Raw genomic sequence first — 18,297 nt, forward strand, 5'->3', positions numbered from 1 at the left:
TTAACGAAGCAACAGCACCTCGCCCACCTTAAATGCCTCTTTTTCCTGCCCATCCTCTCGATAACGCACCCGCAGAGTCCACACGTAGACGCCTTGATTGCACCATTGGCCATTTTTGCTTCCATCCCAACTTTGTTGGGCATCCAGGCTTCGAAACACCATTTCACCCCAACGATTGTAAATGTCGAATTGATAGGTGACCAGTTCGGTTTGAGTTGAAAAGAAAGGATGAAACTGCGCATTCACTGTGCTGCTGGTCGACATAACGTTGGGGACGTAAACTGCAAATTGACTACAATCTTCCAGCATAATTTTGATTGAATCCCGCCAACTGCAATTGCCACTGGTACCTTCCAGGACGTAAAAACCCGCTCCAGTCACTTCGATTGAAGCGCCTTGCTCGCCGGTGGACCAGCGGTAAACATCGGCATCAATGCCTCGTAAGGGCAAGCGGAGCATTTCGCCTGAACATATGGTCGTATCTGTACCTAAATCGAAAGTAAACTCGGGGCCAAAAGTTACGCTTAGGGTATCTCGGGCAATACATCCGGCTATGTTGCTGATTTCCAGTACATAAACTCCACTTTGAGCAACAGAAATCGAAGGAGAAATTGCTCCAGTACTCCACTGATACTTCAACCCAGGCAACAATGGCCCCAAAAGTTGCAAGCTGGAATCGCTGCAAAGCGTTAGATCTGGGCCCAAATCTATGCTGGGCGAGCTTGTATTTTGTATCACCTGTACTGAATCCCGCGTAGTACACAAACCGCTGCTATCCGTAGCCACTAAGCTATACCACCCTGCTGTACCAATGGAAGGATGTATTCCATTGAGCGCCCGGCCAGAAGAGTCGTACCACTGAATTTTTGTTTGAGGGACTGCTGGATTAACGCTTAGTTGAATCTGACTTTGAGCACAGGTAAGCGTATCAGGAAGTTCAATCTCAATTTTTGGCCCAGCATTTATAGTAATCAACACTGAATCCCCGGCAAAACAATTGCCGCGCCGCGCCGTCACATAATAGCGGGTAGTGGTATCGGGTTTGGCAATGATGCTCTTACAAGTATCACAATTCAAACCTTGCGCTGGCCACCACTTTAACTTTGTAAATCCGGTAACCGAAAGATGCAAGGTATCTCCGGCACAAATATTGCGATCAGCCCCTAGCTCTACATCCCCCAGTGGCTGCAAAGTCAACCGAATGGAATCCCTATACAAATTTCCGCAGGCATCCCAGGCATCTATCCAATATAGCCCTGGCGAAAAAGCCGTGAAAGTACTATCCGTACTGCCATCAAACCAGCGGTAGCGAGCAAAACCTGGAGTAGCCCGAAGGATGGTTACACTGTTGGCACATACCAATTGGTCGGAGCCAAGATCGAGTTGAGGCGTTTGAGGGGAGTCGTAGGTAAATTGAAATTTATTGTTGAGGTAAGTGCATTCGGGATGTCGTTCGGTCAGGTAACGTTCCAGGGTATAAGGACGTGGGCGGCGGTAGTCATCGTTCAAGACTACAAAAATGGGGTTGCTACCCGGTGCTTTGATCACAAAACGCTGCCAGATGCAGGTATCTGCCGGAATATTGATTCCGATGGTTTTAGTCCCAGTCAGGGGCATAGCATTGCTGGTCGTGGGATCCGTTTTGTAAAAAGCAATAGGGGTAGTGGCGCGTAACACACCTTGCCCCTGGTTGCAAATTTTAAGGTAAACCCGGAGGCTGTCGCCCAGGCATTCGATGCTGTCCACTGCACTGATGATGCCATCGGGGAGTTGGCGGCATTCCGCACATTCACAAGTAGGATCGGCGCAATCGATCAGGCCATCATCGTTGTCATCGATGTCGTTGTCACAGATTTCGGGGCAGGGATTGGCAACACGGCATGCCGTTCGGCGTACCGATTGAATGCTTTCATAAATGATCGGAGCAGAGGGTATCTCCTTAAGCAAAAAGTTGCTGAGTACAACTTTTCCAGGCAAAATTCCAAGTTTAATGTCTTTAAAGCTTGGTGGAGGCCCTGGGGTAAAAAAACAGGTTTCCTCTGGCAATTGAGTGTTGGGCATTTTTAACAAAAAACTTTTAGCGGGTAGTTCAAAGTTTAAATCGGGAACAAAAAATTTCCAACCATCCAAATAAGGAGCGCCATGAGTGACACCGGAACCTGGTCGGAATCCTTGAAACTTTAGGCTCCACAAATAATCGCCATATTTGTCAAAAACCAAGGCATCAATTTTATTCGCTTCATAAAATGGCAAAAGAATAGCCTCGTTTTTGGAAATAATTAAATCTTGATTGAGTTGATAATTGGGGATTTCCTTACCCCAGCCAGGAATCAAATTGGCATTGATTTGGATCAATCTGGCAATATTCTGATCATTGATTCGAAGCATACACAGATTATTCGTCAAAGCATAAACAGACCCTAAAGCCGCATTCAAGGTCAGACCATTCAGTGTATTTTGTTTGACGACATTGCCCTTGTCATCCATGAGCAGCAAAGACGCTTCGGCGGATACCTCCTGCGTAAGCATGAGAACCATCCCATCAGTTCGCTGTGCCCCCCCAAGAAATACGCCATCTGGCAAGGTTTTGCTCCAAACAAGGTTACCTGCATTGTCGAACTGGGTTAGGCTATGGAACGAGTTCAATAAAAAGCCATTGGTTTGTTCAAGCGAGATGAGTTGATTTTCAAAAGTAAAAGCGGATTGCAAACGAAATCGGCGATTCCAGAGCGGTTCACCTTGAGGGGTGATTTTGACCAATTCTACCCAATTCGTAGAGTCTCTATGCTTTTTCAAGTACACCCAATTCCCATCAGAAAGTGGAGCAACATCCCAGAGGTTCCACTCCGAACTGCGCTCTTTTTTTATCCATTCTAGCTCTTCCTTGGCATTCCATTTCATCATCACAGCCTTGTAATCTTCAGATAGTCCCCAGCCTCCAACCATTAAATCACCATTTTTGGCCGCCTTAAACCGGCTAGTCAAGTGAGGCAAACTGTACTCATAGGAATACTCCTGCACCAAATCCCCACAAGGGCTCTGGACAGCGATGCTTTGTGTCGCCGTCGAACTACAATTGGGATTAATAACGTTCAACTCAAGTTGGTAGTCGCCAAAACTATTAAAACTGTGGGTATAGGTTTTTCCGCTACCAACGATGGCACCATTAATTGTCCATTCGTACATGTTGATGCCCGCACCAGTGCTGGTAAAAGTGACCTGATCGCCAAATTGGACTTGACTGAGTTTAGGGCTAAAATCGGCAGAAGCATTACAGAGAACATTGATTTTTGTTTGTTTCCGGCCTATACAATTGGCGTCATTGTTCCCTGCAATCAATTCCAGGGTATAAATCCCCGCTTGAGTAAAGGTATAGGTAGGGTTTTGTTGGGTAGAAAAAATCGTACCGTTCAATTTCCATTCAAAACGAGTCGCCCCTGAACCGCTAAAGGTAAATGTGACCGGAGTTCCAACTATCAAGTTTGGAGGCACTACGAAATCCGCAGCAATTGGCTGAGTACAGGGAGGTAAACAGCCTGGAGAATCCAACAAGCTGGATCGCACGGTTTGTAATGCCGCCAACATACGCGCCGACTGCCCGGGTGTAAAGGCATGCTGGCAGGAAAAGGGGGAATAATCCAGGTAGTTGTTGGTCAAGTCATTGGCGTCTGTTTTCAGTGGGTTGACTGGCCGGGCATCATCGGTATCGGTGCTACAGGAGTTGTAGACGCATCCAGTGTGTTTGGCTTGATCAGGAGGGGTGTCACATACCCGATCGCCTTCCAATTCACAATTGTTGTTGGAACAGCCCCCTTCAAAGGTGTGGTACAAATTGAGGTAATGCCCTACTTCATGAATCAGCACCACATCATTGGCGGGGCTATTGCCAAAATAACGCGCCTCACACACAATGCCATCGAATGAGGAGCCGTGTGCTGAAGCATAATAGGCGTAACCCGCCACTCCTGAGCCGTGCGCTTTGCTGTTGATATCCCGTACTATCCAAATGTTGACGTATTGGCGAGAATCCCAACGGCTGAGGTTTTTGAGTGCAGCGTCGTCGGTTTCCATGCCCATCGTAGTTAAGCTCGAAACGTCTCTGGTAATGCCATTGGTCGCCTGGTTATTGGGCGTACGCTGAGCGAGGCAAAACTGAATGGGAATATTGGTACCCTGGCCAGCAGTCCCATAATACCCCTGGTGGGCAAAAGCATCATTAAGGTGCTGAATGGCGCTTTGCACCTGAGCGTCGCTGATGTTTTCGTTGCCATTTTGATGGATGATGTGCACTACTACCGGGATGGTAAAGACGGCGGAATGACGCAAGTCGGTTTGGGTATTTTGCCGTTGGATGTGTTGGTGAATGACTTGGTCGAGCGCCAGTTGGCGTTGCAATAGCGTGGGGTCTTTTTCAAAAAGGAGGCGCTGCATTTCAGAAGCTGCACAGGGATACGTTTCTTGCTGTGCGCGCAGGACAAGTTGAAAAAAAAGGAAAAAGGTGGTCCACCAGAATGGTTTGGCTATGAAGAGGGAGAACATTTTCATCTTTACAGGTTTATGAGATTATACCGATTTCAGGCGATACATTTGGCCTGAGATGGCATGCAAAGATGATCTTGTTCCAGTGGCTGATTAATGGAGGCAAATATACTGTTTTAACCGAAAACAAGCCAAATCATTTGCCTTTTTCACACAAATGATTTGGTTTGTTTAAGGAATCTTGGACAAGTTAGCGATAGGAATCGGCGCTCAATTCTTCGGCAATTTCTTCCGCTCTTCCCAATCCACCGTCGCTTCCAAGTCCCAGTTGGGGCGCAAGGCTTCCAGATCGCGGATGTAGATCGGCTCTGGTTGGCTGTGTTTAAAATAGTTGCCCGTATCCCACTCCCCATTGCGGTTTTGGTCTTCGAATAGGCGAATTTTGTAGGTAGAGGGCTCCATGACTTTGTAAATAAATCGAGCATTGGTTTTCAGATCAATCAACTCGCGCTGTGCGGGTTCGGTATTTTCACCCAGCACCAGCTCCATCACGTAGTGGCGGGTGGAGTCCAGGTTTTCAACTTTGAGGTCGATGTTGCCGTAGTTTTTGCGCGGCATGGCCTGAAAATTGTAACGCACCGTATCTCGAAAGCCCAGAGCGTAAATGTCCCTTACGGCTCCGGGCGCAAAGCGCAATTGGTATTTGCTGGATTCGACCCATCGGTATTGCAAGATGAGCTTGCGGGAATTGAGGCTGTCAATCTCGATCATCGAGGGGCTGATCTGCCGCAAACTGTCCTCCACCACCACCAATTTACTGATGTCGAAACTACTCAATGGGTGATTAAAAGTAAGGATCAGCGGCTTTTCGGGATTCAATCGCTGAAATTCTTTCAGGTCGGCATTTTGCAAGGTTAGTTTTGCGGTGCGGAGGTAAGTCTCGGGGGCAAAGGTTTTGATGCGTAGGGTGTCTTTGAAGGTGCTGTCTCTGCGCACATCCAGCGACCAGTTGGCTGCAGTACTTGTCCCGGCGTACCAGACCTTGAGGGTATCGCGTACAATCTCGGTACGCAATTGAAAACCAGGCGTTACTGCCGCAATTTGCACATCTTTGGGAGGTTGATTGAATTGCAAATTGACCAGGCCATACCGTTTGGCATCCGTATTGAGCAGACGTAAAGTAGGTGTCTCTGTAAAAATCCGCAAGCTAAGCTGGGAGTTGGTATCTATACCAGTACGAACCAGGGAGTCCGCAAAAGCGATTTTTTCAGTAGCTGCATCATACAAGAAAGGTTGGTTGGCGTCTTCGAGGGCAAATACTTTGAACTCGCCCTCGCGCATGTTTTTGATGCTGAACCTGCCTTCTTTATTGGTTTTGCCAAAATACAGCGGGCGCTCTTTTTTGACAATCGAATCGTTGAGTTTGCTGTACACCATCACCAGGATGTTCTCCAGCGGCTTTTGGGTGATGAAATCGCGTACCTCCCCCTGCATCCCGAGGGAATCCAGAATCGGGCCGGTCGAAAACACGAAGCGCAAATCTTTGGCCGCATTGCCTTCCGTAAGGTCTTTGATGGCTTCACCCAGGTTGATGGTATAGGTTACATTTTCCTGCAGTTCTTCCCGATCGTCAAATTCGATGACCAGAACTTTTCCTTTCAATTTCAACAAGGTTCCCATGTAGCGAATGGGTGGGGAAACCACTACCTGTTTGGCCACATCCTGCGGCTGTTGAATCCACTCGTTAAAAACTATTTCGATGGGCTGTTTTTTAAAATTCACCTGATAGTTGGGCGTGCTGCGGGTCGTATCGATTCGGGGTGGGGTTTCATCTCTGGGCCCACCAAGCGGGGGCTGAGGGGTTGCACAACTGTACAAAACGACCCAAAGAATGCCCAAAATGCGGATTAGTCGTACCATCATTCGCTCAGCGTTTATTTGCCGCGAAAATACTAAGTAAGTAGCTAAAACTTTCGTTTTTATTTAACTTCGCTCTTGCAAACTAAGAACCCATGAACCGATTATTACTACTAACATTTTTTTTAGGGTTTGTTACTGTGGGGTTTGCCAAAACGGCCAATGCTCTTGCGGATACCGTTTTTGTGCAGCGCTACGATACCTTATGCCAGGGCGATACTTTAAAACTTTTTGGCCGAATATATACCCAAACTGGAAAGTACCGTTACAGAAAGCCCCCCATCAAACCCACTCAAGATACCGTGGTCATCATCAATTTATTGATGCGCGCCCGCTACCTGACCGAACGTTTTGATACGCTTTGTCAAGGCGAACAAGTTGTAATTGGCGCCCAGCAATTTTCGGGAGCAGGCACTTACACTATTGTTTTCCCAGCCAATAAACGGCGCTGTGATTCACTGGTAAAACTCCATTTGTACATTTTACCCATCTACACCCAGCGGCTGAGTGTGCCCCTGTGTATGGGTGATACCATGCGGTTGGGCACCGAGCAATACTACTACCCTACCCTGGCTACGCTCCGTTATAGCTCCAGAAATGGCTGCGACTCGGTGGTGCAATACGACATCCAAATGTTGGATACCTTTCGGACTCAGCTAGATACTATAGTTTGTAAAGGGGAAAAAGTAAAAGTCGGGAACAACAGTTTTATCGCTGGCACTAGTGGTGCGTATTTTTACAATTACGGCCCTACCGACTTGCGTTGTGATTCGCTGATTGAATTAAAATTGCAAGTACGTGATACTTTTTTGACCCAGGTGAAAGAACGAATTTGCCCGGGCCAAACCCGTCAATTGGGGCCTTTACGAATAAATACTACAGGGCTTTTTCGTTATACTTTTCCGCCCAATCAACGGCGTTGCGATTCTACGGTACTCCTGGATTTAAGCATCCTGCCTCGTCAGGAGATTAATCTCCAGCGAGAAATATGTGAAGGGGACACCTTAAAAATTGGTCTGGAAAAAATTTCCCGCGCTGGCACCTATTTGATTGGCTTAAAAACCAATGAGGGTTGTGATTCCATCATCAATTTAAACTTGAAGGTACTTTTTCGAGTTCGCACCATTCTGTCTGAGGTAATTTGCAATGGGGATACTTATCTTTTTGGAGCACGTAGATTGGGTCAACCAGGCATCTATTTTGATACCTTGAGTTCTCGCATTACGGGTTGTGATTCGATCGTACTTTTGGATCTCGAAATGGCATCTTTTGAAAGTAAGGTCATCAATGCCGCAATTTGCCAGGGGCAGAGTTATGCCTTTGACAATAGAAGTTTGCGCAATCCGGGTGTTTATGTAGATACCTTGCGTAGTCCGGGGGATTGTCCCGTCGTATTTGAACTGCACCTTAAAGTAAATCCCGTTTTTCAGCAAAACGTTCAAGCAAACATTTGCCAGGGCAGTAGTTATCAAATTGGCTCTACACTCTATACCAAAGCCGGATCGTACACCAATCGCCTCAAAAGTGCTCTGGGTTGTGATTCAACCATCCAGTTGCAACTCAACGTATTGCCAAGCTATCGGGATACCATGCGCACCGCGATCTGTGTGGGCGATACCTTCCGCTTTGGGCAACTCAAACTATACAAAGAGGGCGCTTACCCCATTCGTTTCAATACCCGCAATGGTTGTGATTCGATTTTAGTGGTCAAAATTGTACATTATCCCATCCAACGCGATACCTTTCCAGTTTCCCTATGTGCGGGTGATACCTTTCGGCTGGGGCGTTTGAAGTTTCACCAAACGGGTATGTACCCCATCGCCTTACGCGACCGCAATTCCTGTGATTCTACCCTGTACATCCAGGTCACCAGCCATCCCCGCTTTCAACTTCAGGTGAGCCAGCAAGCTTGTGAAGGCAGAGTTATACGTTTTGGCAAACAAATATTGACTCGTACTGGGAGTTATACCGAAACATTCCGTACCCAGGCAGGCTGTGATTCCGTAGTCACCCTACAGTTGAACCTGGAACCCATCGATACGACGGTAAAACAAGGCGGCCTACTATTGAGCGCCGCCATTGCCAGCAACATTCGGCGTTATGAATGGCTGGATTGTGCGACGCAAAAAGTGGTTTCGCCACTGTCGAGCCCTTTCTTTCTGCCTGAAAGCAATGGCCGTTATGCCGTTCGTTTGTATACCGATACTTGTGTGTATACTTCCGGCTGTCATACCGTACAAGTCAGCACGGCCATTCGGCAGCTCGATTTTTCTCAACAAATCCAGTATTATCCTAATCCCAGCAGCAGCGAGCTGCATTTAAAACTCCCCAGTGATTTGACGGGTCATTACCACTTGACTTGGATCAACAGTACCGGGAAAGTGATTCAGGTTGAAAAAAAATGGTTGAATGCCGAAAATGAATTCAACACAGAAAGGCTCAGCAATGGCTTGTATTTGTTGCGTTTACAAAAAATCGACGAAAGTGCCTGGGCTGTTTTGAAGTTCATCAAGGCAGAATAAACAGGTAAAAAACTTTAATCCATTTTTTATCCCAAAAAACCTACTTTAGCCTCCATAAGTAGTGGGGCAAAAACAAGTATTCATTTTTCTTGAACCAAAGGATTAAATAAGGCACTTGAAATGGATCGTTTACTTATCTAATCATTTGGCAAAATGAACACTTGTTTTTTATCGCCCATAAATTTCGCACGACATGAGAACCTGCATCAGCACGCTGCTGTTTTGCTGCGTGGTACATTTTGCCCTGGGCCAGGCCCAGGCACCCCAACTTCCACCCACCGAAGCCAGTGAGTACATCGGCACCGTTCAACGCCAAACTTTTAAGTACTTCTGGGATTTTGCCCACCCGGTTTCCGGCCTGGCTGCCGAGCGCAACGCCACTCCGAATGTGGTGACCAGCGGGGGCAGCGGCTTTGGCATCATGGCCATTGTAGTGGGTACTTACCGGGGCTGGATCAGCCGCAACCAGGCGGTAGAGCGCATGTTAAAAATCACCCGCTTTTTGGAAAAAGCAGAGCGGTTTCATGGGGCCTGGTCGCACTGGCTCGATGGAAACACGGGCAAAGCGGTTCCTTTTAGCCGCTACGACGATGGGGGCGATTTGGTCGAAACGGCCTATTTGGTCAATGGCTTGCTGGTGGCACGCTCCTATTTTGATCAAAACTCCAAGGCCGAAATCGAGTTGCGCAACCGCATCAATAGCCTGTGGAAAAGTGTGGAATGGGATTGGTACGCCCATAACGGCCTCTTACACTGGCATTGGAGCGCCAATCATGGCTGGAAAATGAACCACCCGATTGGTGGCTACAACGAGTGTTTCATCACCTACATTCTGGCCATGGCCTCCCCTACCCACCCGATTACTCGTCAGGTGTACGACGATACTTGGAAAAAAAAGGAAGCCAGCCATTTTATCAATGGTAAAGAATATTTGGGCTATACATTGCCACTGGGATTTGACTGGGGCGGCCCGCTATTTTTTGCACATTATTCCTACCTGAGTCTGGATCCGCGTTGGATGGAGGATGAACATACCAATTATTGGACGCTCAACCTGAACCAAACCATGATCAACCGCGCACATTGTATCGAAAGGGCCCCGAAAGCGTATGGTTATTCCGAGCGCAACTGGGGTTTGACGGCCAGCGACAACCACGAATTTTATGGTGCGCACCAACCTACCGAAGACAATGGCACCATCACGCCCTCGGCAGCGCTCTCTTCTTTTCCCTACACACCTTATTATTCTTATCAGGCCATGATTTATTTGTATCGCCAACAGGGCAACCGACTTTTTGGCGACCTGGGCTTTTATGATGCCTACAACGCCAAGGAAAACTGGTATTCCAACCAATACCTGGCCATTGATCAGGGCCCGATTGTGATCATGATTGAAAATTACCGCTCAGGCTTGATTTGGAAAATGGGGGCAAAAATTCAGGAAATCCAAACCGCACTGCCCAAAATGGGCATCAAACGGCCGGATTACCCCACAGGCTTCTACATCTACACTCCAGAAGTGCGATCTGGCATGGTGCACATCATGAAACACGCCGATGAAGGGAAATACATCTTGGATTTTTACACGGCAGGCACTGAAGCAGTGAGTGTGAGCCTGACCCACAACAAAACTGGGCAGACGCAGGTGTTAGCGGATAAAAAGGCATTCACGCCTGGCCCGCAACAATTGCGATTCTCGTCAGATTACGGGGATTACACCGTGCTTTTGACTCAAGGGAGTAAAGAAATTAAGCTCAATTTGGGATTGAGGTAAACCTTCTTGAAGCCAGAAAGTTTTAACACTGCTCTATCACTAGACTGAATTCAAGGTATGAAAATCATTGACAAATACCAATTGCAAAGTGCCGATATTGACCGGATCATCGAAATGGCCTGGGAAGACCGTACTCCTTTCGATGCCATCACCATTCAATTTGGTTTGAGTGAAAAGGAAGTCATCGAGCTGATGAAGTTTGAAATGCACCCAAACAATTGGAAAAAATGGCGGGCGCGGGTACAAGGACGGTCCACCAAGCACGCTGCCAAGCGGGAAGAAGACGTTTTGCGCTTCAAATCCAAACAACAGCGCATCATTTCAGGCAATCGAATGAGCAAACGGTAGTCGAATTGTGCCGAGTTGTGGGATGAAAATACTATTTCACATTTAATATAAGCCTTTTTGTCGATCATCTCTCCGACCTGCCGAAAGAAGTAGCCGAATCATCGAATGCTTATACACGACAGTTTTTTTCGCCGTTACTTTGTGTCATGAAATCAAGCAATCAAAAAAACGGATTGCAAACCGGCACAAAATGAAAAATATAAGCACATTTTTACCACTGTTCGTAGCTCTAATTTGGGCAGTGACGGCCACCGGCCAACAAACACCTCCTAGCGGCAACCGCCCTCCAATGCCTGACAACGATGCACCTGCGCTCAACACTGCGCCCAAAGGCAACAACAAAATCCTCGGTGTAGTAATTGATTCTTTAAGCAAACAACCCGTAGAATTTGCTACGGTTGCTTTGTACCTTAAGAATTCAGCTACACCTGTTGATGGTACAACCTCCGATGACAAAGGAAAATTTGAAATCAATGGTATCGCCACAGGTGATTATCGTTTGGTAATTTCCTTTATTGGTTACCGCGACAAATCACTTACCGATTTGCGCTTGACTAAAAATGATACCAAAAACTTGGGTAATATCAGTTTTGCTCAAAGTATCAGCACTTTGAAAGAAGTAGAAATTATCGGAACTACCGCCTTGATTGAAGAAAAGGTAGACCGTACCGTTTACAACGCTGAAAAAGATCTCACCTCCAAAGGTGGTGATGCATCCGAGGTATTGCGCAAAGTACCAATGCTTTCCGTAGACCTGGATGGGAATGTTTCTCTCCGTGGAAGCTCCAATGTACGGGTACTGATCAACAACAAGCCATCTACCATTATGGCAGCTAGTGTTGCAGACGCCCTCAAACAAATTCCTGCCGACATGATCAAAACGGTAGAAGTCATCACTTCTCCATCTGCACGTTATGATGCAGAAGGTTCAGGCGGGATCATCAACATCGTCACAAAGAAAAATACGCTGCAAGGTTTGACCCTGAATGTAGACATTGGTACCGGCAACCGTGGTTCCAATTTAGGTTTGAACGGCAGCTATAGAAAAGGTAAAATGGGCTTTAATCTGGGAGGGCACGGTCGTTTGTTTTACAATCCGGCCCTCACCACTTTGGAACAAACCACCATTAACCCCAGCTTCAGCAGTCGCACGCTGCAAAATACCGAGTCTTTTGACCGGGGTGGTTTTGGAAACTATAGCTTGTCCTGGGATTACGACATTTCTAAAACACAATCCCTTTCTGCGAGCGCTCGCTTGGGTGCCCGCAACTTCAACAATGAGCAGGACATTGCTATTTCTTCGTTCAGAGATCAACTGTTGCAATCCAGCTCGTTCCGCAAAGTGGACAGCAAAAACAACTCGGGTTCCATTGATTTTAACATCGATTACCTGCATACCTTCAAGCCTCGACGCGAATGGAGTATGTCTGCTCAGTACAGCCGCAACGACCTGACCAACAATTTCGATTCAGACATTTTCGCTGCTGATGAAATCAACCTGCTTAGCAGTACCCGCAACCTGAACGGCAACCTGAATCAGGAAATGACCTTCCAAACCGATTACCAAACACCCATTGGCGAACGCCAATTGGTGGAATTTGGTGGCAAAACCATCTTGCGGGATGTAGATAGTGATTACAGCTACTTCCTGGCACAAGGCAGTTCTGGCGTATATACTATAGACCCAAACCGTCCAGCTGGTGCACTGGATTATCAGCAAAATGTAGCAGCTGGTTACCTGGCTTATACCTTACAAACCAAAAACAAGTATACCTTCAAATTGGGTGGCCGTTATGAGTATACTGACATCAACGCTCAAACGGTTGAAAATGGCAACATCGATTTGCCAGCTTACGGCAACTTCGTACCTAGCTTGAACGTGTCTAAAAACATCAAGGGTGGCTTCATCGTCAAAGCGGGTTACAACCGCCGGATTCAAAGACCAGGTTTGCAACAATTGAACCCCAACTTCAATAACGCCAACCCACAGAACATCTCCGTAGGTAACCCTGGCTTGAGCCCAGAATTGACCGATAATTTTGAAGTAGGCGTGAGTGGAAACATCAAAAAGACCTACTTGAACATGTCAGTTTTTCGCCGCATTACCGACAATGCCATCTCACAAATCCGCAAACCATTTGATACTTCGGGTGCTGTAATTACTACTTTTGAAAACGTAGGGGTACAAAGAGCTTGGGGAACCAACTTGTTTGGCAACTTCCAAATCACCCCAAAGTGGACCATCAACGGGGGCATCGATATTGTATATGCCTTTATGGAAGGCCGCACTACAGGCTTGAATGGCTTGTCTGAAGTGGTTACCAACGAAGGTGTCAACATCAACGGCCGTTTGATGACTCAGGTTACCCTGCCTAAAGGTTGGGGTATCCAAGGGTTCAGCTTCATGCGGGGTTCTCAGGTGCAATTGCAAGGACGTCAGGCTGGCTTTGGGATGTATTCACTTGGCATTCGCAAGGACTTCAAGAACAAAAAAGGAAGCATCGGCTTTGGTGCAGAAAACTTCCTGACCAAAGGGATTCGCATGCAAACAGAATTGAGTTCTCCAACCTTTACTCAATTGATGGATACCCAAAGATTGAACCGGGGATTCAAGGTGAACTTCAACTATCGCATTGGCAAAATGAGTTTCGATGCACCACGTAAAAAAGCCAAATCAGTTGAAAACGACGACCTAAAAGCAGGCGACGACAACAACGGTGGCAACAATGGCGGCGGAATGCAGCAAGGTGGCGGTGGCCGCAACAATCGGCAGAAATGATAGTTTTGGTTAAATATGATTGTTAATTTAGGAGGGGAGAGTGCTGCGCTCTCCCTCACCTAAATCTACAGATATGGAAAATCTCCAGTATTTCGATGTAAGCTGTTAATGATCTGCAAAACGCCTGTGATTATTTTTTTTCCTTTACAGGCAACCTTATATTTGATGAAGTTGTATAGGGGAGTGCTACATTCCCAAAGCACACTCGAACACTAAAACACTATTGTCTCATTCATTAAAATAGATTTCAATGAAGCATCTGACTTTTCTCCTACTCTGCGCAGCGTTTATGGGCATGGCCTTTACCAACCCAGCCAGCAATGCAGTAGTTGTTTACAAAGTAGATACTAGCGCAAGTTCCGTAAAGTGGACTGCAGCAAAAGTAACGGGCAAACACTTCGGTAAAGTTCCGATCAAAGTAGGTACCCTGGAATTGAACAAGAACAAACTCGTAGGTACTAGTTTCGAAGTCAACATGGCAGCACTTACAGTAGAAGATGGCGGTGGCAACGAGCGTCTGCGTGGACACTTGACCAATGACGACTTTTTTGCAGTGGACAAGCACCCAACTGCTTCCTTCAAATCAACGAAGGTTACTGCAAAGGATAAGCTTGGCAACTATACTCTGGTTGGTGACATGACCATCAAAAACATGACAAAATCGATCACTTTTGACGCCAATATAGTTATGGTTGGTGGCAAAGCAACCGGCAAAGCAACCATTAAATTGGACCGTACCGATTACGACATCAAGTTCCGTTCCGGCAAATTCTTCCCTGATTTGGGCGACAAGCTGATCTATGATGAGTTTGAACTGGAAGTGAATCTGGTAGCTGGTAAATAACTACTAAGACACATTCTTGCTTGTGGAAACAAGTTAAGAGGAGCCAATCGGAGGAATCCGGTTGGCTTTTTTTGTGCAAATTTACAACCCCTCCAGCACCTTCTTCACCACCGCCTGCGCCGCCCAAGTCCGGTTGTTCGCTTGAGCAATCACAATCGAATTTGGCCCATCCAGCACGGCATCTTCCACCACCACATTTCGGCGTACGGGGAGGCAATGCATAAAGCGGGCGTCATTGGCCCAGTTCACTAGTTTGTCCTGCGTGATGGTCCAGGCAGGGTCTTGATTCAGGATTTGGCCGTATTCTCGGTAAGAGGACCAGTTTTTGGCGTAAACAAAATCAGCGCCTTCAAAAGCCTTCTTTTGGTCGTATTCCAGCTGGACGCCCTCCATAAATTCATCGGCCAGTTCGTAACCTTCGGGGTTGGTCACCACTAGATCAACATTGGCGATTTTCATCCATTCCACAAATGAATTGGGAACCGCCTGCGGGAGCGCCCGTACGTGGGGTGCCCAACTTAATACCACCTTGGGGCGATCTTTCTTTTTAAACTCCTCTATTGTAATCACATCCGCTAAAGACTGCAAAGGGTGGCGCGTAGCCGATTCCAAACTGATGATCGGCACACTGGCGTAACGTTTGAAGGCTTCGATCACCTGCTCCGAATAGTCCTTCTCGCGGTCTTTCAAGCCGGGGAAAGTACGGATACCGATGATGTCGGCGTATTGGCTCACTACGGCTGCGGCTTCTTTGACGTGCTCGGCGCTACCTGCGTTCATAATGGCACCCTCTTCAAACTCCAGGGTCCAGCCCTGGTCGGCATTCATGCTGATTACTTGCATGCCCAGGTTGAGCGCCGCTTTTTCGGTGCTCAAGCGGGTGCGCAAGCTCGGGTTGAAGAACAACAAAACCATGGTTTTGTCCTTGCCTGCATCGCGGTATTTGAAAGGGTCAGCTTTGATGTCGCGGGCCAATTGAACCAGCTCAGCCAGGTCAGTTGCGTCTTTAGCGGATGTGAAGTCTTTCATGCTGTATGCTTAAGGGGCGATAAAAAAATAAATGTTCATTTTGCCAAGGGATTAGCGTAAGGAAACGGTTCATTTCAAGTGCCTTAGCTAATCCTTTGGCCTAAAAAAAATGAACACTTATTTTTGCCCCACTACTAATGCTTGGGTTATTCAGGTTTTAGAACGGGACGCTATTTCGTTTCCGTTCCTACTCAAGCTCCAGTTTATTCAATGCCTGATCCAGTTTTTCCATAAATAGGTCTACTTCCTTGATGCCCAGGCAAAGCGCTGGCAACAAACGAATGACATTGGGATTAGAGGAAGAACCCACAAAAACCTTTTCGTCAAATAAAAGACTCTTGCGGAGCTCCGTGGTATTGAAATCAAATTCCATCCCGACCATCAGACCTTCCCCACGAATTTCTTTAATTAATTCCACTTTTGCCAACTCATCCAACAAATAACTACCTACTTCAGCGGCGTTTTGTACCAGTCTTTCCTGGTACATCACCTCCAGTACGGCGATGGAAGCGGCACAAGCCAGGTGACTCCCCCCAAAAGTAGTGCCCAAGAGACCGTGCTTGGCCTGGAATTTTGGGTGAATCAGTACGCCACCAACCGGGAAACCATTGCCCATCCCTTTGGCGATGGTGATCAGATCAGGCTCAATTCCAGGCACGTGTTGAAAGGCAAAAAACTCACCACTGCGGCCATATCCTGACTGGATTTCATCCAAAATCAGCACCGTATCGTACTGGTGGCAAAGCGCTTGCATCTCCTGCAACAAATGGGGATCGGGCACGTAAATGCCGCCAATTCCCTGGATGCCTTCAATGATTACAGCCGCTACGTCGCCCTTGGACAGGCTTTTTTGCACCGCCTCTAAATCATTCCAGGCCACGAGTTCAACAGGAAAAGTTTTGTTGATGGGGGCCTGGATGTAGGGGCTGTCAGTTACGTTTACCGCGGCAGAAGTCCGCCCGTGGAAGCCTTTTTTGAAGGCGAGCACCTTGGTACGGCCATTGTGAAAGGAGGCCATTTTGAGGGCATTCTCATTGGCTTCGGCGCCCGAGTTGCACAAAAACAGGTTGTATTGGTCACAACCAGAGAGGGCACCCAGTTTTTGCGCCAGCTCAATTTGCAGGTCGTTCTGGATGGAATTGGAGTAAAAGCCCAGTGCGTTGAGTTGCTCCGTCAATTTTGCTACGTAGTGCGGATGGGCGTGGCCGATGGAGATCACCGCGTGGCCGCCGTAAAGATCCAGGTAAGCCTGGCCTTTTTCATCGTAAACGTAGTTGCCCTGTCCTTTGACGGGCTTGAGGTTGTAGAGTGGATATACGTCGAAGAGTTTCATATTGCTTGATGATATCCCCTGCTCGCTTATATCCCACGAATAAATTCGTGGGTTGAGGCTATATATGGCCTCCCACGGATGTAACCCACGATTTAAATCGTGGGATTCCCGTGGGGTGGCAGGGTAGTTTGTGGATAACCCATGGCTTTAGCCGTGGGTATATGTAACCATGATCCCGCCCACGAATTTATTCGTGGGACTTGTGGGTGCATGGATTAAAACGCCAGCGATTTCAGGTTCAGTCCGGTTTTTTCCGGCAAGCCAAAAATCAAATTCAGGTTTTGCACAGCCTGGCCAGAGGCACCTTTGGTGAGGTTGTCGATGGCACTGATGATGAAGACTTTGTTGCCGTGTTTTTCCACGTGCACCAAACACTTGTTGGTATTGACAACCTGTTTGAGGTGTGGATTGGCTGTAGTTACAAACGTAAAAGGCTCTGCGGCATAGGTTTGGCTGTAGAGCACTTGCAATTCCGTTTCGTTCAGGTCACAATCGAGGTAAAGCGTAGCAAAAATACCTCGGGTGAAATCTCCCCGCAAAGGGATGAAGTTCAAGTCGCCAACAAAGTTGGTTTGTGCCTGAACGAGACTTCGTCGGATTTCTGCAAGATGTTGGTGATTAAAGGCTTTGTAGACTGAAAGGTTGTTGGCACGCCAGCTAAAATGGGTGTTCGGACTAGGCGCTTGACCAGCTCCAGTCGACCCTGTAATGGCATTGATGTGTACTTCAGCGCTCAACAATCCTTTCAGGGCAAGGGGCAACAAACCCAATTGAATAGCGGTAGCAAAACAGCCCGGATTGGCGATACGTTTGCTTTGCTGGATGGCTGCACGGTTCAACTCGGGCAAACCATATACCCAGGTGTCATCGAGCCGATAATCATTGCCCAAATCGATCACGGCGACCTCATCGGGAATGTTGTTTTGTGCCATAAAGGCTGGCGACTGCCCGTGCCCCATGCACAAAAACAGCGCATCGACATCTGTAGACAGCTCTGCGCTGAATTTTAGGTCGCATTCGCCTACGAGGTCATCGTGGGTTTCGTGTACATATTTGCCCGCCTGGCTGACGCTTTGTACAAAGCTGATTTCTACTTCAGGATGGTATTGCAGAATGCGAATGAGTTCGCCTGCGGTATAGCCGCCGCCGCCGATGATGCCTACTTTTAGCATGGTTGAGGAAGGTTGAGAGAGGTTGAGGAAGGTTGAGAAAGGTTGAGGCTGCCGCAGCGATTTAGACAATGGCTATGTCTAAGTCGCTGCGGCAGCCTCA

General features: G+C 47.4%; 10 protein-coding genes. 5 read left to right on the forward strand and 5 right to left on the reverse strand.

Annotated elements, in window-relative coordinates:
• Both ACEW9O_RS22630 and ACEW9O_RS22635 read right to left on the reverse strand, forming a co-directional pair.
• Entirely contained in the window at positions 1 to 4,545 is a 4,545-nt protein-coding gene (locus tag ACEW9O_RS22630) for a M43 family zinc metalloprotease (protein WP_373552486.1), read from the reverse strand.
• A gap of 204 nt (positions 4,546 to 4,749) precedes the next feature.
• The gene (locus ACEW9O_RS22635) at positions 4,750 to 6,402 is read right to left on the reverse strand and encodes an Ig-like domain-containing protein (RefSeq protein WP_373552487.1); all 1,653 of its coding nucleotides are present in this window, start codon (positions 6,400 to 6,402) and stop codon (positions 4,750 to 4,752) included.
• A gap of 89 nt (positions 6,403 to 6,491) precedes the next feature.
• Here ACEW9O_RS22635 and ACEW9O_RS22640 point away from each other — a divergent pair, with 89 nt between their 5' ends.
• The 5 genes from ACEW9O_RS22640 to ACEW9O_RS22660 all read left to right on the forward strand — a co-directional run bounded on the left by ACEW9O_RS22640 (position 6,492) and on the right by ACEW9O_RS22660 (position 14,663).
• Entirely contained in the window at positions 6,492 to 8,918 is a 2,427-nt protein-coding gene (locus tag ACEW9O_RS22640; protein ID WP_373552488.1) for a T9SS type A sorting domain-containing protein, read from the forward strand.
• Positions 8,919 to 9,111: 193 nt separating this feature from the next.
• Complete coding sequence (locus ACEW9O_RS22645) at positions 9,112 to 10,692, forward strand: glucoamylase family protein (protein WP_373552489.1); 1,581 nt, start codon at positions 9,112 to 9,114, stop codon at positions 10,690 to 10,692.
• A 57-nt stretch (positions 10,693 to 10,749) separates the two neighbouring features.
• Positions 10,750 to 11,040, forward strand: coding sequence for a TIGR03643 family protein (locus ACEW9O_RS22650; protein ID WP_373552490.1), 291 nt, complete (start codon positions 10,750 to 10,752; stop codon positions 11,038 to 11,040).
• Positions 11,041 to 11,230: 190 nt separating this feature from the next.
• On the forward strand, positions 11,231 to 13,819 hold the full coding sequence (locus tag ACEW9O_RS22655; protein ID WP_373552491.1) for a TonB-dependent receptor domain-containing protein: 2,589 nt from the start codon (positions 11,231 to 11,233) through the stop codon (positions 13,817 to 13,819).
• A gap of 250 nt (positions 13,820 to 14,069) precedes the next feature.
• A complete protein-coding gene (locus ACEW9O_RS22660) occupies positions 14,070 to 14,663 on the forward strand; it encodes a YceI family protein (protein ID WP_373552492.1) in 594 nt (197 codons plus the stop codon).
• An 81-nt stretch (positions 14,664 to 14,744) separates the two neighbouring features.
• Here ACEW9O_RS22660 and ACEW9O_RS22665 read toward each other — a convergent pair whose 3' ends face one another.
• The 3 genes from ACEW9O_RS22665 to argC all read right to left on the reverse strand — a co-directional run bounded on the left by ACEW9O_RS22665 (position 14,745) and on the right by argC (position 18,197).
• On the reverse strand, positions 14,745 to 15,692 hold the full coding sequence (locus ACEW9O_RS22665) for an N-acetylornithine carbamoyltransferase (protein ID WP_373552493.1): 948 nt from the start codon (positions 15,690 to 15,692) through the stop codon (positions 14,745 to 14,747).
• A 187-nt stretch (positions 15,693 to 15,879) separates the two neighbouring features.
• Positions 15,880 to 17,025 (reverse strand): aspartate aminotransferase family protein, encoded by a 1,146-nt coding sequence (locus ACEW9O_RS22670; protein ID WP_373552494.1) that lies wholly within the window; start codon positions 17,023 to 17,025, stop codon positions 15,880 to 15,882.
• Between the two features lie 215 nt (positions 17,026 to 17,240).
• On the reverse strand, positions 17,241 to 18,197 hold the full coding sequence (gene argC / locus ACEW9O_RS22675; RefSeq protein ID WP_373552495.1) for an N-acetyl-gamma-glutamyl-phosphate reductase: 957 nt from the start codon (positions 18,195 to 18,197) through the stop codon (positions 17,241 to 17,243).
• Positions 18,198 to 18,297 lie beyond the last annotated feature (100 nt).

Origin of the sequence: Haliscomenobacter sp., from assembly GCF_041740695.1 — a bacterium.
Taxonomy (GTDB): Bacteria; Bacteroidota; Bacteroidia; order Chitinophagales; family Saprospiraceae; genus Haliscomenobacter.